This is a genomic window from Nostoc edaphicum CCNP1411, from assembly GCF_014023275.1.
GTDB classification, from domain to species: Bacteria; Cyanobacteriota; Cyanobacteriia; order Cyanobacteriales; family Nostocaceae; genus Nostoc; species Nostoc edaphicum_A.
Genome location: NZ_CP054693.1, coordinates 1 through 21,185, shown reverse-complemented (window position 1 = coordinate 21,185; position 21,185 = coordinate 1). Strand labels below are relative to the sequence as shown.

General features: G+C 42.8%; 27 protein-coding genes. 15 read left to right on the top strand and 12 right to left on the bottom strand.

Translation table 11 applies throughout. The features are described 5' to 3' along the window. The first annotated feature begins 35 nt into the window (after window positions 1-35). The 3 genes from HUN01_RS00135 (at window position 36) to HUN01_RS00125 (ending at window position 3,203) form a co-directional block, all read left to right on the top strand. Window positions 36-1,172, top strand: coding sequence for a hypothetical protein (locus HUN01_RS00135; RefSeq protein ID WP_181927058.1), 1,137 nt, complete (start codon window positions 36-38; stop codon window positions 1,170-1,172). Window positions 1,173-1,247: 75 nt separating this feature from the next. Beyond that, a complete protein-coding gene (locus HUN01_RS00130) occupies window positions 1,248-1,844 on the top strand; it encodes an AAA family ATPase (RefSeq protein ID WP_181927057.1) in 597 nt (198 codons plus the stop codon). Between the two features lie 705 nt (window positions 1,845-2,549). Then, window positions 2,550-3,203 (top strand): methyltransferase family protein, encoded by a 654-nt coding sequence (locus HUN01_RS00125; RefSeq protein WP_181927056.1) that lies wholly within the window; start codon window positions 2,550-2,552, stop codon window positions 3,201-3,203. 227 nt (window positions 3,204-3,430) lie between these two features. Here the strand turns inward: HUN01_RS00125 and HUN01_RS00120 are convergent, their stop codons facing one another. The 8 genes from HUN01_RS00120 to HUN01_RS00085 form a co-directional block, all read right to left on the bottom strand. After that, window positions 3,431-3,655, bottom strand: a complete 225-nt coding sequence (locus HUN01_RS00120; protein WP_181927055.1) for a hypothetical protein — start codon at window positions 3,653-3,655, stop codon at window positions 3,431-3,433. Window positions 3,656-3,811: 156 nt separating this feature from the next. Next, on the bottom strand, window positions 3,812-5,263 hold the full coding sequence (locus tag HUN01_RS00115) for a P-loop NTPase family protein (protein ID WP_181927054.1): 1,452 nt from the start codon (window positions 5,261-5,263) through the stop codon (window positions 3,812-3,814). Further along, window positions 5,260-5,829: a hypothetical protein gene (locus HUN01_RS00110; protein ID WP_069071949.1), complete on the bottom strand. Its 570-nt coding sequence runs from the start codon at window positions 5,827-5,829 to the stop codon at window positions 5,260-5,262. Before HUN01_RS00110 ends, HUN01_RS00115 begins: the two co-directional genes overlap by 4 nt. Before the next feature lie 64 nt (window positions 5,830-5,893). Next, window positions 5,894-6,535, bottom strand: coding sequence for a hypothetical protein (locus tag HUN01_RS00105; RefSeq protein ID WP_181927053.1), 642 nt, complete (start codon window positions 6,533-6,535; stop codon window positions 5,894-5,896). Next, window positions 6,474-6,749, bottom strand: a complete 276-nt coding sequence (locus HUN01_RS00100) for a hypothetical protein (RefSeq protein ID WP_181927052.1) — start codon at window positions 6,747-6,749, stop codon at window positions 6,474-6,476. The genes HUN01_RS00105 and HUN01_RS00100 overlap by 62 nt, the downstream gene beginning before the upstream one ends. A 46-nt stretch (window positions 6,750-6,795) precedes the next feature. Beyond that, window positions 6,796-7,464: a hypothetical protein gene (locus HUN01_RS00095; RefSeq protein WP_181927051.1), complete on the bottom strand. Its 669-nt coding sequence runs from the start codon at window positions 7,462-7,464 to the stop codon at window positions 6,796-6,798. A 12-nt stretch (window positions 7,465-7,476) separates the two neighbouring features. Continuing rightward, complete coding sequence (locus tag HUN01_RS00090; RefSeq protein WP_181927050.1) at window positions 7,477-7,986, bottom strand: hypothetical protein; 510 nt, start codon at window positions 7,984-7,986, stop codon at window positions 7,477-7,479. Window positions 7,987-8,830: 844 nt separating this feature from the next. Beyond that, on the bottom strand, window positions 8,831-9,400 hold the full coding sequence (locus tag HUN01_RS00085) for a hypothetical protein (RefSeq protein ID WP_181927049.1): 570 nt from the start codon (window positions 9,398-9,400) through the stop codon (window positions 8,831-8,833). Window positions 9,401-9,729: 329 nt separating this feature from the next. On the opposite strand from HUN01_RS00085, the gene HUN01_RS00080 reads away from it, so the two are divergent. The 9 genes from HUN01_RS00080 to HUN01_RS00040 all read left to right on the top strand — a co-directional run bounded on the left by HUN01_RS00080 (window position 9,730) and on the right by HUN01_RS00040 (window position 15,820). Beyond that, a complete protein-coding gene (locus HUN01_RS00080) occupies window positions 9,730-9,969 on the top strand; it encodes a helix-turn-helix domain-containing protein (RefSeq protein WP_109013574.1) in 240 nt (79 codons plus the stop codon). A gap of 214 nt (window positions 9,970-10,183) precedes the next feature. Further along, window positions 10,184-10,423, top strand: coding sequence for a hypothetical protein (locus tag HUN01_RS00075; RefSeq protein ID WP_181927048.1), 240 nt, complete (start codon window positions 10,184-10,186; stop codon window positions 10,421-10,423). A 93-nt stretch (window positions 10,424-10,516) separates the two neighbouring features. Continuing rightward, entirely contained in the window at window positions 10,517-11,242 is a 726-nt protein-coding gene (locus HUN01_RS00070; RefSeq protein ID WP_223278440.1) for a hypothetical protein, read from the top strand. Between the two features lie 274 nt (window positions 11,243-11,516). Next, window positions 11,517-12,977: a PriCT-2 domain-containing protein gene (locus HUN01_RS00065; protein WP_181927047.1), complete on the top strand. Its 1,461-nt coding sequence runs from the start codon at window positions 11,517-11,519 to the stop codon at window positions 12,975-12,977. Between the two features lie 155 nt (window positions 12,978-13,132). Next, window positions 13,133-13,582, top strand: a complete 450-nt coding sequence (locus HUN01_RS00060) for a hypothetical protein (protein WP_181927046.1) — start codon at window positions 13,133-13,135, stop codon at window positions 13,580-13,582. After that, a complete protein-coding gene (locus HUN01_RS00055; protein WP_181927045.1) occupies window positions 13,479-13,958 on the top strand; it encodes a hypothetical protein in 480 nt (159 codons plus the stop codon). The genes HUN01_RS00060 and HUN01_RS00055 overlap by 104 nt, the downstream gene beginning before the upstream one ends. 34 nt (window positions 13,959-13,992) lie before the next feature. Then, window positions 13,993-14,550: a hypothetical protein gene (locus HUN01_RS00050; protein ID WP_181927044.1), complete on the top strand. Its 558-nt coding sequence runs from the start codon at window positions 13,993-13,995 to the stop codon at window positions 14,548-14,550. Further along, a complete protein-coding gene (locus HUN01_RS35015) occupies window positions 14,531-15,061 on the top strand; it encodes a hypothetical protein (protein ID WP_238845302.1) in 531 nt (176 codons plus the stop codon). The genes HUN01_RS00050 and HUN01_RS35015 overlap by 20 nt, the downstream gene beginning before the upstream one ends. Window positions 15,062-15,307: 246 nt before the next feature. Further along, window positions 15,308-15,820 (top strand): SMI1/KNR4 family protein, encoded by a 513-nt coding sequence (locus HUN01_RS00040; protein WP_069071941.1) that lies wholly within the window; start codon window positions 15,308-15,310, stop codon window positions 15,818-15,820. Window positions 15,821-16,131: 311 nt separating this feature from the next. Here HUN01_RS00040 and HUN01_RS00035 read toward each other — a convergent pair whose 3' ends face one another. The 4 genes from HUN01_RS00035 to HUN01_RS00020 form a co-directional block, all read right to left on the bottom strand. Then, the gene (locus tag HUN01_RS00035; protein ID WP_069071940.1) at window positions 16,132-16,374 is read right to left on the bottom strand and encodes a hypothetical protein; all 243 of its coding nucleotides are present in this window, start codon (window positions 16,372-16,374) and stop codon (window positions 16,132-16,134) included. A gap of 517 nt (window positions 16,375-16,891) precedes the next feature. Next, entirely contained in the window at window positions 16,892-17,359 is a 468-nt protein-coding gene (locus HUN01_RS00030; RefSeq protein ID WP_069071939.1) for a hypothetical protein, read from the bottom strand. Between the two features lie 190 nt (window positions 17,360-17,549). Beyond that, window positions 17,550-18,059, bottom strand: coding sequence for a hypothetical protein (locus tag HUN01_RS00025; protein WP_069071938.1), 510 nt, complete (start codon window positions 18,057-18,059; stop codon window positions 17,550-17,552). A 13-nt stretch (window positions 18,060-18,072) separates the two neighbouring features. Then, a complete protein-coding gene (locus HUN01_RS00020) occupies window positions 18,073-18,537 on the bottom strand; it encodes a hypothetical protein (RefSeq protein WP_069071937.1) in 465 nt (154 codons plus the stop codon). A gap of 561 nt (window positions 18,538-19,098) precedes the next feature. Here HUN01_RS00020 and HUN01_RS00015 point away from each other — a divergent pair. The 3 genes from HUN01_RS00015 to HUN01_RS35005 are packed head-to-tail and all read left to right on the top strand — an operon-like array spanning window position 19,099 to window position 21,125. After that, window positions 19,099-19,611 (top strand): plasmid mobilization protein, encoded by a 513-nt coding sequence (locus tag HUN01_RS00015; protein WP_238845299.1) that lies wholly within the window; start codon window positions 19,099-19,101, stop codon window positions 19,609-19,611. Beyond that, entirely contained in the window at window positions 19,592-20,371 is a 780-nt protein-coding gene (locus HUN01_RS00010; RefSeq protein WP_238845297.1) for a relaxase/mobilization nuclease domain-containing protein, read from the top strand. The genes HUN01_RS00015 and HUN01_RS00010 overlap by 20 nt, the downstream gene beginning before the upstream one ends. Beyond that, entirely contained in the window at window positions 20,325-21,125 is an 801-nt protein-coding gene (locus HUN01_RS35005; RefSeq protein WP_238845295.1) for a DUF3991 domain-containing protein, read from the top strand. The genes HUN01_RS00010 and HUN01_RS35005 overlap by 47 nt, the downstream gene beginning before the upstream one ends. The last annotated feature ends 60 nt before the right edge of the window (window positions 21,126-21,185 follow it).

Below are 21,185 nucleotides of genomic sequence, written 5' to 3'. Positions count from 1 at the left end.
GGATTAAGCTGTAAGCTAATTTTCTAGAAGCAACTATGTCTAAAATAGACAACATAACTTTACACCCAGCTTTGCTCGATATTGTAGATTATCGTAAATCAGGTCTAAGTCTGAATCACATTGTAGGTTGTCCTCTCAACTGCGCCTACTGTGTTCGTCATTTTTTTGATAACTTTGATCTGAAAAAACCTACAATTTTAGCTACTGATGAAGAGGCAGTTAATACCCTTGTTAGTCATCAGTTTTTTATCCCGCATCTTACTCCACTGCAACTTTTTAACAGAGCTACAGACCCTTTCTTACCTGACGTTCGTCTCCACACCCACAAAGTTCTTCAGCTCCTAGATGAACGAGCATTCACAAATCTTATGCTGATCATCACTCGCTACAAAGTCACAGCAGAAGACATGGAGCTTTTGGAATCACTCCGTCACCTGCGTGTTACTTTGTTAGTTACTTATTCTGGTCTTCCTGATGGTGAAATCGAGCCTTTGTCACACAGTATTACCCGGAAATCAATTGAGACTATTGCCAAGCAGAAACGCCGAACAAAACTTATTTTGTACTGGCGGCCTATCGTTCCTGGATGGAACGATGACGAAGAAACTATTCGCCACACGCTAAGTGTTGCAGAGCAAGCAGATGCTATTGCATACACAGGGTTATTTTATCGGCCGGAGCAGGAGAATTACTTTGATAAAGAGGGCATCAAAATACCATATGAGTTAACGCATCGACGTAAGATTCTTCCAGCAGAAACTGAGGCGCGAATACTGAAGCTATACAATGAATTTGGCGGCAGTACACCATTATTTCGCAAGACATCTTGTGCTGTGTCATTTGCCCATGAGTTACCTGATTATAATGGTCACTACGGTATTCCAGAACTATGTAACATTTGTCCCCAGCATCAGGTTAAACGGTGTACTGCTGCATATAAAATTCCATCTACAGAAGAAGTTACTACGCTACTAAATATGTATGGTTATGAAACAGATTTTGAAATAGACGATCATCACGTTTGGACAATAGGTCTAGGCGAACAAAAACGTTATCATCTACAGCACACACTTGGTTTTCAGATATGGGATAGAGGTTTACCTCACCTTAAGGGGCAACATGGACGAGCGCCTATAGGTTATCCTGAGTCTTTTAGCGACCCCACTATCTAACGAATCAAGGTTGAATATGTTTTTACCAGCAGCAAAAATAAGGCGACAGTCGACAGTCTTGGATGGTTGTGAACAATGAATGAGAAGAAACTGCTAAAACCAGTGAAAATTGCAGTTAGTGGCGCTCACAGCACTGGTAAAACAACCTTTCTAAAACAATTGTCCGATAAACTTGTAATGTTAGGACGGCATCCAATAATAGTTACAGACTTAGCTGTTCGATGTCCACTCCCGATTCTGCGTAATCATACACCTGAAAGTGCCTTGTGGATTGTTACAACACAAATTGCGGAAGAGATTGCCGTCGCACACCATTCCTCAATTGTGTTAGTGGATAGACCAGTTGTTGATGCTTGGGTGTATTTAATGGCAGTGTTCAATAGAACAGCAGATTCCAAAACAAATCCAGCTTTTCATACTCTGGAATCAACTATTAAAAACTGGTTGCCAACTTATGATGTAATTTTAACTACTAAAATTGAGCAAAGTATTCCAATTGAAAATAATAAGGGGAGAGACTTAGACCCAAATTATAGACTTGTTATAGGGGAACAAATGGAACTTGCTTATAAATATTTTGAAGTTGACTCACGTATTTTGTTATCGTCAAATGTGGAAAGTGAATTAGAAACTATTATTGAATTTATTTCCAAAAAGTATGAATGCGCCTGAGCCTGACTGAATAATTCCGGAATTGTGAATTATTCGGATCATTAGAAAGCCCCAAGTAATGCACCAAGGGCTTTTAGATTCTGTCTGCTGTCTGAATTCTGTCTAGATGCCTGTCTGGTCTATCCCTTGCTGTATAAGCTTTCTGTTTAATTCTGTCCGTTCTGTCCGTCTGTCTGATTTTCACTAATTTCAATAGTATTTGCATTTAGCCAGACGGCCAAACTCGCCTCTACCAACTCATTAAACAATCGCTTCAACTCCTCCGAACTGAACCGTTGACCTTTTACCTTAAAGTTGGGCTGTATCTCAATAATGACTGCCGATTAAAAGCGATCGCTCTCCCTGGATGCGCCAGCAATTGCTACCACCAACCACGATTGAGATAACACCCGCTAGTTGTCTGGGTTTTGTGTGAGCGGATAAATATCAACGGCAGTCAAATCAATCAATGGGCAACGATGCTTAACCTAGACCCTGATGAGTACCTGTTTGAGTTGACTGGGTGGAAGAAACCCCTTAATGCTCGGCAGTACTTCCCGGTATTGGAGAACGAGCAAAAGCTAGCTGCTCCCAACTAGTCAGTAGTCCTGCTCAACAAGCGTCAGTCAACCCCACCCTGGCAAGGCGCTTTATGGGTATTAAGCAAAAAAAGTTGAAGTAACTGAGAATAAAGACATAAAAATCAATAGAGAACAATATCCAAAAATGAAAGCCAAGTATGCCATCAATCTCCACAAAGGACTAACATTTTTTTTCATACTAGGACTTATGTTTGTTTACCAGAATTTCACTCTAGGGCCTTGGGTGTATTTAGCACTTCATAGTACTTATGGCTTTCTGTGGCTACTAAAAGACCAGCTATTTCCAGACAAACAATGGGAGCAATTCGTATCTATTCCACAGAGCATTTTCGGCTTTATTCTGGTGAGCTTATATTGGATAGCACCCTTTATTTTGATTAGTAGTGGCACAGTACCACCACTACCACTAGTGGCAGTAGCTATTTCCTTGAATATCTTTGGTGTTTTTCTACACTTTGCTAGCGATACCCAGAAGTATTATACCCTTAAGTATCAGAAGGGATTAATAACAGAAGGGTTCTTTGCTCGTTGCCGCAATACAAATTATCTGGGAGAAGTATTGATTTATACTGCTTTCGCTATGCTGACTCAACACTGGCTCCCATTCTTGATTCTCGGAGGTTTTATCAGCATGATATTTATTCCAAATATGCTTAAGAAAGACTCTTCTTTATCTCGTTACTCTGAGTTTGATGACTACAAAAATCGTTCTGGGCTTTTATTCCCCAAACTGTTTTTAATGCCAGTTTCTAAGGAACAAGAAAAGACTGTTATTTAAAATCAGCTATTTTTTCATTTTCTCTTCAAGCTCCACGAGTGTGTTGTAGTGGTAATAGTCATCTACTGACATTGTTTGATTTGATAGGTGAGCGCTAACAAGAAAGCCCCCGGTGATTCTGAGGGGGCTTTCTGTCTTAGTCTTGGGTTCTGTATTGCAGCCTGTCTGCCTAATTCCATTGTTCCATAAGCATTCTGTCTAATCCTGTCCGAAATCTTGGTCTGTCTTTATGGGGCAATTTCGATAGTCGTAGCATCCAGCCAGACGGCTAGACTCGCCTCTACCAGTTCATTAAACAGTCGCTTCAATTCAAGAGAACTGAACCGTTGACCTTTTACCTTAAAGTTGGGCTGTATCTCAATAATGACTGCTGATGTTCTGACGGTGCGCTCTGGGCGTATTGCAGCAACGATTGGGCAACAGGTGTTAGTGATTTGTCGAGATTTACCCACAAAATTGATTCTAGCGTTCGCGGACTTGCCAAGAGGTAGACGAGCGACTGGGGGAATTCGCCGCTTCTCTAGCAGAGGGCGAATCTCAAAGGGCAGGAACTTAAGCCAGACAATGAGGCGATACCCTCAGCAAACTAAGGAAATGTTTCTCAGCGATTAATCATCAAAATCAATTGGCTGACCGTTGAAATGTTTGTGAATTTTTTCAGGTGTCAACCAACCAGGAATTGTAACCTTTTTATCTACTTCGGCATCACCTTCTTCATTGTTTAACCCGTTAATTATTGCAACTTTCAAAGGTATTTTACCATCGGCGGTTTTGCGGTCAATTTGAATAGTACCTCTGGCTCTACCTTTAGCAGTTCCATCACTTCCACCAACAGCCGTATTAGTGAAGAAATGGGCAATACAGACTAATCTTTCTTCAGCTTTTCTAGGGTCACTAAGAGATGCTTTAACAAACTTTTTGGCAGGCTCCTTTGTAATGTCTGACTCAGAATAGTTAGTGAATTCATCAACTAGTAACTGTTGCGGTCGCTTTTCAGGTTGATTATTGATTCTGTCTAGCCAGCGTGAACGAGCATCATCAAAAGCAAGTCCAATCTCTTCTTCTGTTTGCGCTATCAACTGAGGGCTTAAGTATTTCCATGCGTTTCTGAGATTTTCCCCGGAGTGCGCGTCTATAAGCTGATACAAAGGCATATCAAACAGATATTCTCTGAGCATGACAATTGAAGCTGCTAGGGTAGATTTACCGCTTCCAGCTTCTCCTAACACCCAAACGGGCTTTTGATTATCGATAATCTTCCACAGCCACCCGGACTCATGATTCTTGAGCGCTTCGATTAAATCACTGATGAGGCGTTGGTCAGTCAAAGGATGATTGTCACCGTTTGCGATCGCGCTTTTGGTTTTACCCTCAATCTTGCTGCGTTCCTGGTCAGCTTTAGCTTTGTCTCGTAGGTTGTCAGCAATGGATTTATCCATCACAGAATGATTAACAGCACGGGCTTTCATAAAGTCCTCTAGCTGAATACGTGCCTTAGCCCGTTCGTTTTCCTCATCGGTCAGTCCTAATGCTTTACGTTCTTCTGTGTCCAGTCCTGACAGCCCATCTTTTAAGCGCTCAGTATAAAGCTGGGTCGAATGCTGCTTAATTTCACGTTTGTACAAATTATGCTGCCAAGTTGCATAGTCGTAAGTCTTTTCAAGTTCGCCCAGTTCGTAATCCGTGCGCTTGAGGCGTTGCGAACGCACGAGCAAGCAACCCACGACACCCCATAGCCCAATAACCGCAATTCCATATCCAAGCAACTGATTAGGGTTATCTGTGGGCAAATCACGCACCCATTGAATGGCATCGCCCTTGTAGGGAATGATGCTGCCATACAATCCGTAGCGCTGCCATTCTTCAGTAAGGACAAAACGCGGCTGGTTGCAAAAACGCTTATCCAAAGCTATTTGACTGTGTACGCCGTTTGCTGACCTTGGGCAGAACTGAATCTGTGTCAAATCGTAAGGCTGGCGTGTTTGCGATGTTGCCAGCCCGATGATTGCAGCTACACCACACACACCAGCCAGGGCTAACTCGAAAACACCTTGTTTCATCCCCGCCCCTTAAAAATAATTGCAATAGAACCAATAAATAAAGCCAACGCGACTGCAATACTTACCCAAGGGTCTGATTGCGGATTCTGTTTTTCAATAGTTTGAATATCTTGGCTAATCTGCGTGACTGTTTCTTTAGTCAAATTCTCAAAATATTGATGGTCTTTGACTGCTAACCAAGTTGTGATACCTGCAAACACCAAGCCCCCAGCAGTTTTTAAAACATTTTGCATATTATCTACCTCTAGTCCGTCACTGTTGTAATTAACTCTCAAGCCCGTTAGCCCCGCGAGAGAGCCAACGCTGCATATAGAAAACGAGAGTGAAATTGCCAACCAGAGATTAACGCCACCGCCAGTTATTAAGAGATATTTAGCTATAAAGAATCCCGTAGAATTTAGCGACCAACCGACAAAGAATCTCGTCAATTTTTCAGTTGTATTGATAACGTCTTTGCGGTGCTGCTTGCGCGATTCCAGGTGTTCTATCAAGTCTTTTGGTAACGGCGTATCTGGGGCGATTTCGCTTACTACTGACTCTTGTTCGTCCTCAATGTCGTATGTCATATCTGTATCAGATTATTTCTCGAACCCGTCAGCGCTCGGCTAAAGTTACTGACGGGTTTAGTTATCAAAAACCTATTAGGGCATCCTTGATTTTTTGTACAATCGAGCGCCCAGCATATTGCTTTTTAGGCTTGAAATCATCACGAGCGTTATCACCCATTTCTAAGTAATACTTGCCCAGTTCTTTATCATGTTGTAGGTCAATTGTTTGTTGTCTAATATCTGTCTGCAATTCCGCCTGCAACATCTTATATTCACCGTCAACTTGCATCATGTGTTTATCTACCCACGCCTTGAGCAATAGATGGTCTGTTGCTTGTTGATGGCGTAGGGCTTCTTTCTCCTTGGATGAAGTGAAATCAAGCTTCATCTCTTCTAGGATGTTAGCTAGATGAGTATCAGCTAAAATCGCTGACTGCACTGCTCTTTCAATTTTTTCGCCGCTAACACCAGCTTGTTTGTAGATGTCGCTTAGGACTATATTTAAGTCCTCAGTCCCTTTGATAGCAGCTAACATCTGCTCTCTAACCTGTGGGGCGAATTCGCTAATCTTCGCCCCGTCATTACCCATTTGTCCTATCAGCTTCAGGGCTGATTTATCACCTGTTAGCGCTCTAACTACTAAGTTAGTAGATGCGTTAAATTTAGTTTTTAATTGGCGCTCTAGGTGGCGTGATTTGGAAGTTACCAGATTCTTTAGCTTCATTGAACTTTTCACAGCGATATTCCTTCTCTGGGGTAAAGATTTGGTTGCAGTGATACTCCATTCGTCTTACATATTGCTCAATAGCTGACTTTCGTTTGAGATATTGCTGATAGCTTGATTGCTCTAGCATTGGCAGATACAAGCAGCTATACAAGGGTAAAATCACAGCACCGAGCGCACCCAAACTAACAGCAATTCTTGAGAAGTAGCTCATTCTCACCCACCGAATACCCAAGCACTCAAGCAGCGTCAAGTTATCGCTATTGAGCCGCGTTGAGCCTTGCGAGGATTGAGAATTGGGTGCTTTTAATGTTTTGGCGGATGACTCCCATATCCGCTTTGATGTCTCCTGAGAAGTTGTTAACCTTTTGGTTCAATCTAGAAGCTCTGTTGCTGACGTGTTCTCGCAAGTCTTGGGCGTTAGTCTCAAATGATTGCTCAATAACATCAAATTTCTGATCAACGTAGTTCTTGATTGCAGCCGTTACAGTACTGATGAATTGGCTGTAGTCAGTAAAAGTGTCGTCAACGTTTTCAGCAATGCTCAATGTTTCTTGTTCGGTTAACTCAAACCCCAGCGCCGATGATTGGGCTGTTACAATTTGACGCTTATCTTCACTAGTTACAGTGATGCTGTTAATCTCTTGGGAAGCGACCGTAAGCTGACTGTTATCAAGTTCAGCGTCAGGTTGTGCATCTTCTAGCCCTACTAGAAACGTTTCTTCAACGGGTTCATCAACTACAGATAATTGGCTTGTCGATTTGACTTTGAGATAATCAACGGCTTGACTCAATTGCTCTTTGGTTGGATTGTTAAGGTCATCGCACTCGACAGCGATCGCTGCTGACGTGTAATCATCTTTGGTAAATCCTTGATAACCCTGTTTGTACAAACGAGCGCGGACATTGTTAGTAAACTTGTCAGACATGATGATTGCTCCTTATAGGGCTAGTGTTAAAACTTCGATGGTTGCGGATTTCATGGGCTGCGTTCGTCTGTTGATTGCCCATTTAGCAGCAACAAACGCAACAAGGGCTAAATCCTTGCAGTGGTAAGTATTTTCAGCTTTCAAAGATAGTCCGGCTTTTTCAAACCAGTAGTAACGAGTGCTGCGTGGTACATCGTCAAGATTGATTTTTAGATAGTCTGCAAGAATTTCTAAAAACTGTCTGCCTGAGTAGTGAGCATCTAACTCATAGAAATGTCTAAATGCTTGCCAGCGTTCCGTAAACCCCTCACCACGACCCGTAAAACTGCCGTAGCGCCGTTTTAGTCCAGCGAAACCTTCAACTATCTTTTGAGCATCAACTGCCTGTACTTCAAAACTGAAGTGTTGCTTTAAGGTTGCTACAACTCGATACCAAGTAATATCAGCAATCTGTTTGTTTAACTCGCGCTCGTAAATCTGTTTCAACTGGCGATACTTAGCTATATACTCTTTCGTCGCCACATTTTCTCCTGGTTAATGCTTAAGTGTGTATAAAATTAACTGCCATTCCAGATAAGTCCAAGGTATTTGATGTATGTAATTAGTTGAATCCAGTTATTTGATATGAGCAGTTAGCTGACGGCTATCAATAACCTTGGAAAATAAATCTGACAAATCACGAAGAACTTACTTTTCCGAGGCTATAACCACGTAATAACAAGGTTTGTCAGCTTTTAAGACTTACTGACACTTTCTCGTTTACCCCCACGAATACGCCCCTTTTGGACTAGTTGACGCGCTTGTACCAAAGCCTTTGTCCGCGACGCGCGGTAATAGATGTTACAAAGGGTTAGAACAAACTCAACTGTATTGAGTTCTTATTTATCTCTGCTGTGTGCTGTTTATATAAGCTCGGAATTTCATAACAACACCTTAGCACTTTGTCACGATTGAGCTTTAAGTCAGCGCTCTTAGACTGACGCGGTAAAGGACGGAAATAATATTGTGTGTGGTTGATACTGTCACTGCTTGTTAAAGGCGTCACCGTGCCAAAACGGGAAAATCGTACGCTAAGGCTGAACGTCTTTGCCTGTCTAGATTTGAGGTGTTAATTTTTTTGTTGGTGCAGAGTATTGGTACTACTCTGCACCATCTGGAAGTTCCTAATTCGAGTCAAAAATGAAGAATAGAGGTATGCCGTTTGCTCAAAACAAGGGATTTTCATAGCATTCAGGTTAGTCTCAATTCCTTAGCGTACGATTTTCCCGTTTTGGCACGGTGATGCCTTAAATATCTGTACAGCGTTCCATTAATCCAGTAAGTTTTGCTCTGGCTCAATAGCGTGACGCATCCTACAAGCTCTTTATCAATCATCATTTTTATCTCCCGCGACACACGCGCCTGTTAAGCTTGCACCCAAGAAAACCGCGATAGATGCGATCGCGCTTCCTTCAAAAATTTTGGCGTTGTAGATCCATGTGGGTTGATATTCCTCGCCTCTACTTTCCTCAATCCGGTCAAACCCGTGACAAAAGATAGAACCAACTACCATAAAACTAGTAGTTACCAAGCTCACAATTGCTACTGATGACGCTCCATTAAGTATGAATGAGTTAATCTTTTCACGCCAAGTTTTCACACGGCGAATGTGCATTACTGGCTTTTGTTCTAGATATGAATGCCACTCTTCATTAGTAAAATTCAAGGGCTTGGAATCATAGGGAACGTGAAAATCAAGTAGTTCGCCTACTGCTTGAATTGCATCTCCTAGCATCACATCTGGGGAATATTCCAGTTGGCTGAATTCCTCAGAATCTCGGATTTCTATGAGCCAGCGATCTATTGCTTCTAACCTTCGTAATTGATTTTGATTAAGCATTGTTCTCTCAAAAGGTAGTTCGTTGATTGCCTCTAAGTTGCGTAAATTGATATACATGAATCCTCTCTCGTGATGCAGACACGCACAATTACCGCGACCGCAGAAAATGAACGGACGCAATGCAGATATTGCTGTGAATAGTTGAATGCTCTCAAAACAGCGCTTGCAACCCTTGCAACCCTCAAAAGGAAGTCGCCTTAGCGTTTTGCGCTTGGGTCTTACTTGCGTCTGCCTTAAGTTATTGACGTATCGATAACCTTGACACTAATATATTAATATCAACCACCTGATAATGTCAAGTAAAGCTAGCTATCAACCGAATGGTATCTTTCAAATGCTGATAAACTGCAACAGAATTAGCTGTTAATATCAGTTACTTGTTATTGATGCCAGTTAGGAATAAAATCAAGCAGTTTGTTGATGATAGGGGCATTACCCGTTATCAGTTCAGAAAAGATACAGGGCTATCTGCAACCACAGTTTACGCTTTGTATGACAATCCCTGGCAAGTACCACACGTAACCGCGATGAACAAAATTTGTGACACTTATCGCGTTCAGCCTAGCGAGTTAATCGAGTGGGTTCCACCAGAAGAAGTCAGCGATCGCGTACAAAAAACAAAATAAGGAGGGAATCTGACCGAGGGAAATCAGGCAAACGACGATATAGAGCGTGTTGAGGGCAAATTTGACCCACTAGCTGAGACTAGATATTGGCTGCCTGCTGCTTCAGAGCAACACTGCAAAAGGATAGGCAGAAAAAGGGGAATACGATTAGTTAAAGTTGTTGATACCAAGATAGAACCTTTACCAATTATTTGTATTTTTGAGGGACACCCAGATGAGTGAAACAACTACTCAGATACCAGTAAGCGAATTAATCCCAATGCTGACCGCGATCAGCGATCGCAACTGGGAACGCTTTAAAGAAGTTGAAAAACAATTCGTTACAAAACACGGTATAGAGGCTTGGGAAGATTTTTTTGCTTTCCGGCTTAAGCCAGCTTTAGACAAAGAATCTGATAGATGGCTGCTAGTTCAGTGGTGTAGCAAAGGTTTTACAGTGAAAGATGTAGCGTGAACTACTCTTGCGTAAACTCATAGGCACGTTAGCCCCGTAAGGCAAAATCGAGCAGCTAGTACTATTTCACATCATTATTTTTTGATGTCGCCAATGTTAACAGTGAAAGACCTAACAAGCGATTTTCAACTCCCACTGCACAACGAAGCGGCGTTTGAAAAAATTAGGGAGGCGAAAGACTATGCGTCCACTCAAGCTTTAGCGGCTGGTGCTGCTGCGCTGGCTACAGGAGGCATAATTCATCCGGCTGGCTGGGTTCTTTTTGGATTGGCTTACAAGCCGTTGGTGGTAACTCAAAAACTTGCGCGGTTGGAAAAATTAGGAACCTTACTTTTTGATGAGTTTAAAAGCCTAGATGTACAAGTCTTCCCGGTAATTCCAGTAGAAGACAACAACCCTATCGACTTGTTTATTAGATTTCCACGAACAACTCACCTGTTTATCTCCATTCGCTCAAAAGGAGATAGAGAAATTGTCTACAACGAAGCTAGAGAGGTTTTACAAGTCAAGCGCAAAGACAAAAATGGACTAAAACTGTGGCAACCCTGCCCACTTGTTGAGTTAGCAGATTACGAGAAGTGGCTCAACAAGAACAGAGATAAGTTTTTGATGTCTTCCCGTGAAGCTCAAAAGACTCCCACAGCAAAAGTTTTGGTCTTATGGCCTCCTACCAAGGCGGCTAATACTCACAATGAACATCTTTATTCGGAGGTGGGAAGTATGAAAATTCTGGCTCTCAGGAGAAAAGGTACTGCGTTTGTTATTCAAGAGGAGGAAGTAACCGAGTTTGTCAGGGCTTGGTTAGCCAAGTACAGATAGGCTAAAAGGTGAAAACCCCGTGTCCCGTTGGGATACCGAGGTTTTCTGATTTTTATTCACGTGGAATTGGGGTTATCGGGTGTGACAGCCTAATTAATATCCCTAATAGTAATCTTATCAAACCTTTCAAGGTGTTAAGCCATTGTAACACCAGCAATCCAGACAGAAAGAGCAATTTAGGATTTTTCTGTTTTTACATTTCTGAACGTTTGTATTAGAAGATTACTTTCGGGATAGCTCCAATTCCTCCAACACACTTCAGGAGGAATATTTCATGTCACCATTACAACAATCTCATAACTCAGTATCGCCGCAATCAGCAGATGCTCAAGGGGCAAATTCTGCTGTAAAGACAAAACTTGAGTTGATTGAGAGTCGCATAATCAAGTTTGCGTTTAACGCCACTGGCAGAAACAAAGACTGGGACTTTAAGAAGCTGGCCGGTAACTTCATTGATGTAGAAGGCACTCTAGCCGATGTTCAAGAACATATTAAAGCAGGTCACGCTATCTGTGCCGGACTGTTAAACGGTAAATGGCGCAGTAAGGCCAATATAATCGGTTCTCAGTGGCTACTACTCGACATTGATAATTCTAATATCGCCCGTGATGCTTATGACAAACCAATCAAGGACGAAAACGGGAATTATATCAAAGTTTACGATCACCAATTAACGATCGAAGAAGCCCTAGCCCATCCCTTCATTAAAAAACACTGTGCTTTAATTTACACCACAGCCAGCCATAAACCAGAGTGGCATAAATTCCGGTTGGTTTTCCTTCTCCCCGAATATGTTCAGGGTGCTGATACTGTAGAAGCTTGTACACGCTTCCTCATGCAGCAGTTACCGCATGACCCAGCTTGTAAAGATGCAAGTCGTGTTTTCTACGGCAGCACAGAGGCCGAATTCCCGCTAGTCAACCCTGAAGCCACTTTACCAGCAGAATGGATTCAGGAAGCGATTGCGATCGCGCAACAAGAGCGTATTGAGTATCAGCTAAGAATCCAAGAAATTGAGTCACGGCGTAAAGAGTGGCGTGATATTTCCCTCGCTGAAGGCTGGGACATTGACCAGCTAATCCAGAACGCGCTTTCATTCATCCCACCACGTACCCCAGGAAGCGGCAACTACGACGAATGCCGTCAGGTGTTGATGGCACTGGTTAACCATTATGGGGCAACGGATGCGGAAATCATCGCCGAGCAGTGGTCGCCCAGCATAAAGGGTTCAACTTGGAACATTCGCGCCAAGATTCGCAGTTTCCGGCGTGGGGGAATCTCAATCGGTACACTGTTTCACATTGCAAAACAGTATGGCTTTCGGTTCCCTAAACCGCAGTATGAACCATATCAACGTGACAAAGGGCTGATTAGCCGTGAGCAATGGGAACTTGGGCGAGTCAGAGAGGACTTGAGCAGCTTCCAAAATTTATTAAGGCAAGCGATCGCTCCATTTAGTTCGATATTTAAAGGATTTAAAGCCCCACCAACACGCAAGCCCTTACCCGAAATTGACACGCCTTCGCCCAATGTAATTATTTACAAGCCCGGCAATATCCCGTACATAACTGAAGTTACAGGCAATATCTCTATCTCCTGCCAGCCAGAAGAACACATTGCCGCATGGGTGGAAGCTGTTTCTAAGGGCTGGAAGCAAATTTTAGATAATTCTCACCCTGGACTGGGCAAGTCTTACAACGCGGGGCAACTGACGGCGACCTTTATTCGATGTTGATAAACTAATTTACCAGGATGCCAACCACAGAAACCCATCCACACTGCCCATTGAGACGAATTTTGTTGACCTGCCAGTGCGTCACAACGGCTTTAAACTAGACCCCACCCGCAAAACTCCTACAGGTGAGGACTTTAAACTGTGGACTAAAGCGGGTGAGACTGCCGACACTGATGGGAATTGTCACAGAACTTACTTATTTAACGCATTTCGCAGCAAGAATTTTAGCAGCCTTGATTTTGAAGAGAGTGGCATCAGCCCCATCTGTGGCGGTTGTTCCCTTAAGAATCAGTGCCGTTTCGCTAGTGGTGATGGTTTTGGATTCCGCTTTCAAAAAGCGCACAGTTATTCAAAATTACTCCGAACTCAGAGCGCACCCAGACTCTACACCTGTCACCTTAACTAATGCTGCTGACCAAACTTTCACCGTTGGGCGGTTATGGGAAGAAGCTGGTACACTCATCAAGCCCGTGCGTTCGGTTGATGTGAACCGAGGCGATTTTGAAACTACTGTCGGGCAAGCTGCTACTGTTAGAACCAAATCTTCTATCACAGCTGCAACCTGCACTAAAAGTTTTACACCAACTGCTTACTCAGCAAATTAAACCTACTGACCGCTACGGATTTGATGATGCCAGCATCCGTGCGCTGCTGCCCCCTTTCCCCACAGGCTTAGATATCGAAGCGATTCAGCAAACTGTAGAACCTGATTTGACTTTCTTAGAAGACTTGGACTCAATTGATATTACCCAAGATAAACAACTCAAAAAAAGCTCTGCGGCTCGTTATGCTGCCAAAAAGGTAGTTAAAGACAGCGCACGAACAGCCGGGAGGGAGTTTCTTGACTTGCCTAATTACTGGTTGCCTGACTTTCTGGAAGCTTGGAAGGGTGACGGTAGTTTTCAGTCAGGGTGGGGTGTACTCAGCATTTACCGCCGAAACCCCAAACATACTGAATTGGCCCAAATCAGCGAACTTTAATATTTATCTTGATGCCACTTTCAAATCTCACCAGTTGAAATTCAAATTGGGCATTGATGACCCTGTGTTAACCATTGAGCAACAACGCCCAGACTACGACAATTTAAAAGTCGTCAACGTTAATGGGCTGGGTAAACTGCCCAAAAATCGCTCTCTCCCACTAAGCGCTCGTGTTAATGCCCTCAAAGAAACCTTGAAAAAACTCTGCCCCAACCTTGGCATTATCGATTGGAAACAGATTGCAACCCAAGCCGAGGGCCGCACAGAATACGGTCACTTTGTCGATGGGCGTGGTGTTAACAGGTTTAGTGAGTGTGATGCGATCGCAAGTTTCGGCATTCCCTACCAAAACATCGGTGTTTTAGCCGCACAATATCAGGTGATGACTGGTGAACCAGTCAACCTGGAAGATAAAAACAGCGCTTTCCAAAAGTATCTCACAGACCTGATCCGTGCAGAAATCATCCAAGAGATTGGGCGATTACGCGCTCATCGTCGCCCCAATGTGGAGCTAACATTCTACTTCTGCGCTGACTATGACCTTAGTTTCCTCGATCGTGAATTACCAGGGAGTGAAATTAGAGGTTGTTGATGCCTGCTCTCTATGCACCGAAGCGGGTAGCCGAGATCAGCAGACGGGACACGCCATCGTCAAAGCGTTTACCCAGCTTTGGCAGTCACACCAGAAAATTGGACAAAAGGCTATAGCCAAAATCATAGACACTACCCAAGGATGGGTGAGCCGATTTACCCAACGCTGGGGGGGCTGGCAGCACTTTAAAAAATTATTACTCTTGCTATTAGATAGTCTTAATAGCGGTAGTAATAAAAATTTGGCTGACTTAGACGAGGATGAAAAGTGGCTAGCGCGTACATACTTCCCGATGTTGATTGCTGAATCAGAATCATCACCAGAAGATGCCTTAGAACACGTCGCTGAAGTTGCCACAATCTTTACTAATACTGCACTGCGGCGAGTTTTTAACTTCTGCACGCCGATAGTTTTGGCTGACTTACTGATGATTATCTTGCGTTGTCTGCCTACTGAGGTTTACTCAGACTTTGCCCCAATGCAAGCCGTAACTAACCCGACAGTGACCTGATAAAATTTATCGGAAATCATTACTACTGACAAGCTCAGTAGTAAAAGATGCTCATAATGATGATTGTGTACTTAATCATTGAGTGAGCGTCCCGTTCAGTATGCCTCTGAGTGGGTTGGTTTTCTAGATGAAAACTTGGAACGAGGTTTTTTAACTACTCTAGGATTAACTCAAATAAAGCAATATCCATCCAACTGGTAATTAAACGATAAGTTTGTTGTCCGTACATCAATTGTTTCTTGAAATATGAACAAATACTTTATCGACTGCGACCTCAATAATTTCTGGTCAGATAACGAATACGCCAAAAAATATCAATCCGCACCAGTTACCTACGATTTAATTGAAGTAGTTGAAAAAGAGCTTGGCTTCAAACTACCCCAGTCCTATATTGAACTAATGAAGACGAGAAACGGAGGCATACCCAATAAAACTTTCTTTGCGACAACTGAGGAAACTATTTGGGGAGATAGAATCGCAATAGAAGGAATTTTTGGGATTGGTGTTGACAGTTCAGCTTTTGCTCTGTGCGGAAATAATGGCAACCATTTTTGGATTAACGAGTGGGGCTATCCCGATTTTGGGGTTTATATCTGTGACACGCCTTCAGGCGGACACGATTTGATTATGCTGGACTATCGCAAGTGCGGCAAAAATGGCGAACCGGAAGTAGCTCACGTTGATCAAGAGAACGACTATAAGGTAACAACCATTGTCAAGAACTTTGAAACGTTTATCACAGGTTTAACCGGGGATTGAGCCGATTTACCCAGCGTTGGGGAGGCTGGCAGCAATGCGAAAAAATTATTACTCTTGCTATTAGATAGTCTTAATAGCGGTAGTAATAAAAATTTTGCTGACTTAGACGACGATGAAAAGTGGTTAGCGCGTACATACTTCCCGATGTTGATTGCTGAATCGGAGTCATCACCAGATCACCTGTTAGAGTCAATGGCAGAAGTTGCCCAAGTTTTTAGTACTAGGGCGATGCGGCGAGTTCTACACTTCTGTAGCCCTCAAGTTAGGGCTGACTTACTGATGATTGTACTGAGTTGTCTGCCCACTGAAGTTTACTCAATTTCAGTTTCTGAAATCTCTGCATCACTCGTAGAACCTACGCTATCACCTTGAACAGTCATAAGAACTGATTCTAGACGATAACCAGCTTCTTGAATGTAATATCCAGCTGCACCCACGTCTTCAAACACGTTGTCAAATTGGGGATGAGTTGACGGAAAAATCTTTCTCAGGCGATCGCTGATTCCTGAAAGTTCTTGCTGAATTGCGATTAGTTCTTGAGTATCATCATCCATGACTTATTTACCACAAAGATAGCTGCCCCGGTGAAACATTTGATTTACCTCCTCTATGGTATAAAAGGTGACAAGCACTACAAAGAGCTATAAGGTTGCCTCTGTGGTTATTTGCTGGGTTTCTGTCCCAATGATGAACCTGTAGGGTGTACACGCTGCGTTTTGAGCGTGTTATATGTGATGTTTTTTCACCAGGGGGAATGCACTGTAATCCACATTTTTGACAATGCCACTGGGCTTGTTGCTTAACTTCCGTGGCAATTTCTGACCAATTATCTGGGTATAGAGAATAGGTGAACGTCATCAGTCTAATTAAACTAAAGCTTTGAGAATTGTAATGCTTCGAGGGCTGGGCTACGTTTGAAAAAATATTACTTCTGCTATTAGATAGTCTTAATAGCGGTAGTAATAAAAATTTGGCTGACTTAGACGAGGATGAAAAGTGGTTAGCCCGTACATACTTCCCGATGTTGATTGCTGAATCAGAATCATCACCAGTACCCAACTGCTAAAAAATTTATTCAGATTCAAAGTCGATCAGAACAGCATCGGACTGAAACATTTCGTCTCTAGCTTTTAAACCAATATCTCGACGGATACTGTCTAGAATTTCTAGACCTGTGCGTTGGCTGTTGGGGTAGGGAGTCCAGATGGCGTTGACTGTAATTTCAGTACCGACTAAGAATGTGTTGACTGCGCCGATAAAATACTCACCATCGTCATAATCTAAGCGAACAAGGTAAACACGAGTTTTGCCAGCATAGTGAGCATTTTTAATGTCAGAGGCGGTTTGATAATCGGGATGTGATTCAGTCAAGTAGGTGATTTTAGGTTTGTTGGGATGATAAAATGTTTCGGATTTACCCCAATTGGGATCTGACTTTTTAAATTCTTCGGATTTACCCAAATTGGGGTCTGACTTTTTAAATCCTCCCGATTTACCCCAATTGGGGTCTAACTTTTTACGCCTTTGAGCTTCTCCCATATTGATTCCTATTATGTGGCTAACTTGACCTGATTAAAGACTAAAACTAGGATGCCATTGTTTCTATGTTGTTGCTGCCTGGGCTACGGAAAGAAAAAATATTACTCCTGCTATGTAGATAGTCTTAATAGCGGTAGTAATAAAAATTTGGCTGACTTAGATGACGATGAAAAGTGGCTAGCGCATACCTTCACTTATTTGCTTTTTTGTATACGATAATCACTCTATCTAAGTAAAGTTCATCCGTTACTACTGAGATGGTTCGTATAAGCTGTTCGCCTTGAACTTCAATGCTATCAGCTATTTTCGTGTCACCATCATCGTATCTGAGCTTTTTTTTATTAACTTCATCGCTAGGTACAGCCCACGATACCAGATCATCAAGCAATAAGAAGGCTTTAGAGTCATAGAAACTTAGATGACCGTTAAACGGTATAACTTCAGACTCCAATACCCCTTCTCTGTCATACCAATAAACTTTTGGTTCGCCTGTTCTTTCTTCAAAGAATTTACCATCTGACGAGATAGTTAGAGTAAGTCCTTCGGTTGCTTCTACCTGAGCAATTAAATTATTGCTGTTACCATTCAACCAATTTTCGACACCATTCGGATCTGGTTCATCACCGATAAATTTAATTTGGGCGTTTAGAGAAATGCTTCCAGTTAACAGCCATGTTCCAATTAATAATTCTATATTCATAGGATTTTTCTAATTACAGGTTTGATTCAGGCTGTTGCTGCTGTGCTACTGGCTCTTTACTTTGTCTCTTGCCCTTTGCACTATTAACTGTTGATTTATCCGGCTCACTACTAGCTTTATCTGATGCAGTATTTACAACTGCTAACTGAGTTGAAGTAGCCAGATTTGATGACGGATTATTATCATCGCTTGAAGATGTCTTTTTCTGGCGACGGCTGCTTTTCTTCAACTCGCCTAATAAATACCTAATCCGGCCACCACTCAAATTGATGCCCAGCCCTTTCAGCATCTCTGACACTTCATCATAACTGTAGCCATACTTATCAGAGGTCAGTTTTTCAATGTACCGTCTCATTTTCCGAACTGCGTCTCTGTCTGAGATGTCCTCTCGCTCTTTCGGTTTCTGCTCCTTAAGTAGATTGATAGCCTTATCAATCTTGCCCTTCGTAATCACTTCTGAATTCTGATGTTCACTCATGGTTATCTCGTGAATTCTGATTAACTGATAATTATCGGCTATTTGAAATAATTTGTACCAAGAAAGTTTTCAAAATCCTACAAAAATCGGCTATTGAGGCTACGCCGATTTACCTTTTTGTACTACGGCTACGCCAAACTATTTTTTAGTGTTGTAGCTTCGCTGGTAGTCTTATTCAAGCTAATGCTAAACAATCTGGCTATTACAGCTACGCTGAATCAGATAATTTTACTTAAAACAGCTACGCTGAATAATTTTTTAGTATTACGGCTACGCCGGACTATTATATTGTGTGGCAGCTTCGCTGAATCAGAGAATTTTCATATAGCAGCTACGCTGTTTTTATCTCTTGTGCTGTGGCTACGCCAAACCAGAATTTACCTCCTGCTTGATTATCTCAAATTCCTGGCTACGCCGTTGCTATCCTCCCCTGTAAGTTGTAGGATGATCAGCAGCACGGCTACGCCTTTATACTCCTGCCTTCAGCCCCCTGCTCTGCCCTCCGTACATACGTAGCCAGGGATACCTCATATACCCCCGAAAATGGGCTTGAAGCCAGCCATGCCTCAAAGCTTACGCTTTGTCTCGCTGCGCTCGAACGGCAGACTGGTTCAAGTGGGGAAACCCCCCTTGAAAAACCCCCCTCGCAATGTCCCTCAATCTTCTCGATTTATGGCGAACCGCAAGCAGTCAAAAGCTCTAGTCCGAAAGCATATTTTTCCAGTGAGATTGAGCGACATCGAATTGGATCTGCTGCGAATAAAATCAATTGATGCGGGGATGTCAGCGAGTGAACTGATGAGGCGCAATACGTTGATGCGTCCATTGCCAAAACGACTAAGTAAAATTAGCTTGCAAACATATTGGGAGTTAGGACAAATTGGGAACAATCTCAACCAGCTTGTTAAAGCTACAAACACAGCGCTAAAAATTGGGCGAACTTTACCTGCTGATCCAGAACTGTTACGAGAACTTTTAGAACTGTTGCATCAGTGCAGGCGAGACATTGCCTCTGATGATGTTGATGATGACGACTCGGAAGAAGACGAAGAGGATGATTGGGAAGCAGACTAAGGGTAGAGGTTTTCGCAAGCTGTTGGATTATTTAGAATCACGCGAAGATGCCAAACTAATTGGCGGCAATATGAGTGGGAGAAATGCGCGTGAATTGGCGCGGGAATTTAAGCTGTCTCGACAACTAAATTCTGATGCAGACCGAGTTGTTTATCATGTCTCACTGTCAGCAGCTAAAGACGATAAATTAGATGATGAGAAGTGGAGCGAGATTGGCGATCGCTACATGAAGGAAATGGGTTTTGATGCCAATCAGTTTGTCATCTTTCGCCACCATAACACCGACGACGACCACATTCACATTGCAGCCAGCAGAATCAGGATGGATACAGGGCTAGTAGTGCATGATTCCTGGGATTATGTGCGCTCTGAAAAAGTTCTGCGACAAATTGAGCAGGACTATGATTTAGTCCAAGTACAGGGCAGCAGAGAGAAACTGAATCGCACACCCAGCACAGGGCAAATCAGGCGTATCCGGCGAGAGCAAGAAGAATATTCATCGGGTAAGCGCGATACCCCACCAGAGCGCATCATTAAAGAGTCAGTTCAGCAGACGATTGATAGAGCCGGAGTTGATAATCCCCAAATGCCAACGCTGATCATGCGGTTGCAGCAAGCAGGAATTAGCGTCAGAACAGGATTTACCAGAAATGGGAAGTCTAAAGGCATTTCTTATGAGAAAGATGGGCAAGCTTTTAGTGGCACACAACTAGGTGCAGCTTACACTTTCCCCTGGTTTGCAAAAACATCTTGGCGTTGACTACCAAACAGAACGTGATGATGAACCTATTCATGAATTGCTGCTCAAACCTGTTAAACCACTCCCAGTTGAGCAGTTAGAAAAACTCTTTCAAGAGATTGAACGCAAACAGCAACAGCCCCAGTTCACTCCACCACCAGAGGATACAGTTGTTTGGCAAGTGTTACACAAGTACTTAAGCGAGAAACGTTACATACCAGATTATATTTCGCAAGGATTACATAATAATCAGTTGCTTTACATGGATGAGCAACGAAATATTTTGTTTATCAAGCGTGATTTAGATGGTGAAAAAACTGGCGCATTAATTTGGTCAAAGCCAAGGCAAAATCATCGCACTGTGGAGTACGACCAAAACACCTCTACACCTTATGGTTGGTTTTATCTGAGATTGGGAGGGCAACCAACGGACAAGGTAGAAAATGTCTTTTTGTGTTCTACACCAATTGATGCAATGTCAGCAGCCACCTACCTGATCTCAAGTTGCAAGGGGCTACCACCAACTAGAACCATGTTGATAGTAGCTGATGACCCGAATAACCTACCTATGGAATTTCTCAAGAGTTTCAATAGGGTGGTCGTAGCATTCAATAATGATGAACAAGGGAATAACGCAGCTAGTGCAGTATTAGAATTATTGCCACAGGGTAAAAGGCTCAAAACCCATAATCCCGATTGGAGTCAGGAACTAGAAGCTCATCTCAGGGAGGAGCAACAAAAGCTCAGACAGCAGGATCGTGGTTTTAGCCTGTGAGCGACGCGGAGCGTAGACCGAACTCGTTGCTGCTAAGGCGAGGCTTTAGTTTTTACTAGC

What these genes read in the sequence shown, in the direction of transcription:
- HUN01_RS00065 (WP_181927047.1), top strand. Translation starts at nt 11,517, where the DNA reads ATGTCACCATTACAACAATCTCATAACTCAGTATCGCCGCAATCAGCA.
- HUN01_RS00035 (WP_069071940.1), bottom strand. Translation starts at nt 16,374, where the DNA reads ATGGATGATGATACTCAAGAACTAATCGCAATTCAGCAAGAACTTTCA.
- HUN01_RS00040 (WP_069071941.1), top strand. Translation starts at nt 15,308, where the DNA reads ATGAACAAATACTTTATCGACTGCGACCTCAATAATTTCTGGTCAGAT.
- HUN01_RS00100 (WP_181927052.1), bottom strand. Translation starts at nt 6,749, where the DNA reads ATGAGCTACTTCTCAAGAATTGCTGTTAGTTTGGGTGCGCTCGGTGCT.
- HUN01_RS00105 (WP_181927053.1), bottom strand. Translation starts at nt 6,535, where the DNA reads ATGAAGCTAAAGAATCTGGTAACTTCCAAATCACGCCACCTAGAGCGC.
- HUN01_RS00030 (WP_069071939.1), bottom strand. Translation starts at nt 17,359, where the DNA reads ATGGGAGAAGCTCAAAGGCGTAAAAAGTTAGACCCCAATTGGGGTAAA.
- HUN01_RS00075 (WP_181927048.1), top strand. Translation starts at nt 10,184, where the DNA reads ATGAGTGAAACAACTACTCAGATACCAGTAAGCGAATTAATCCCAATG.
- HUN01_RS00010 (WP_238845297.1), top strand. Translation starts at nt 19,592, where the DNA reads ATGATTGGGAAGCAGACTAAGGGTAGAGGTTTTCGCAAGCTGTTGGAT.
- HUN01_RS00015 (WP_238845299.1), top strand. Translation starts at nt 19,099, where the DNA reads ATGCCTCAAAGCTTACGCTTTGTCTCGCTGCGCTCGAACGGCAGACTG.
- HUN01_RS00135 (WP_181927058.1), top strand. Translation starts at nt 36, where the DNA reads ATGTCTAAAATAGACAACATAACTTTACACCCAGCTTTGCTCGATATT.
- HUN01_RS00025 (WP_069071938.1), bottom strand. Translation starts at nt 18,059, where the DNA reads ATGAATATAGAATTATTAATTGGAACATGGCTGTTAACTGGAAGCATT.
- HUN01_RS00130 (WP_181927057.1), top strand. Translation starts at nt 1,248, where the DNA reads ATGAATGAGAAGAAACTGCTAAAACCAGTGAAAATTGCAGTTAGTGGC.
- HUN01_RS00125 (WP_181927056.1), top strand. Translation starts at nt 2,550, where the DNA reads ATGAAAGCCAAGTATGCCATCAATCTCCACAAAGGACTAACATTTTTT.
- HUN01_RS00080 (WP_109013574.1), top strand. Translation starts at nt 9,730, where the DNA reads ATGCCAGTTAGGAATAAAATCAAGCAGTTTGTTGATGATAGGGGCATT.
- HUN01_RS00070 (WP_223278440.1), top strand. Translation starts at nt 10,517, where the DNA reads ATGTTAACAGTGAAAGACCTAACAAGCGATTTTCAACTCCCACTGCAC.
- HUN01_RS00095 (WP_181927051.1), bottom strand. Translation starts at nt 7,464, where the DNA reads ATGTCTGACAAGTTTACTAACAATGTCCGCGCTCGTTTGTACAAACAG.
- HUN01_RS00110 (WP_069071949.1), bottom strand. Translation starts at nt 5,829, where the DNA reads ATGACATACGACATTGAGGACGAACAAGAGTCAGTAGTAAGCGAAATC.
- HUN01_RS00085 (WP_181927049.1), bottom strand. Translation starts at nt 9,400, where the DNA reads ATGTATATCAATTTACGCAACTTAGAGGCAATCAACGAACTACCTTTT.
- HUN01_RS00115 (WP_181927054.1), bottom strand. Translation starts at nt 5,263, where the DNA reads ATGAAACAAGGTGTTTTCGAGTTAGCCCTGGCTGGTGTGTGTGGTGTA.
- HUN01_RS00020 (WP_069071937.1), bottom strand. Translation starts at nt 18,537, where the DNA reads ATGAGTGAACATCAGAATTCAGAAGTGATTACGAAGGGCAAGATTGAT.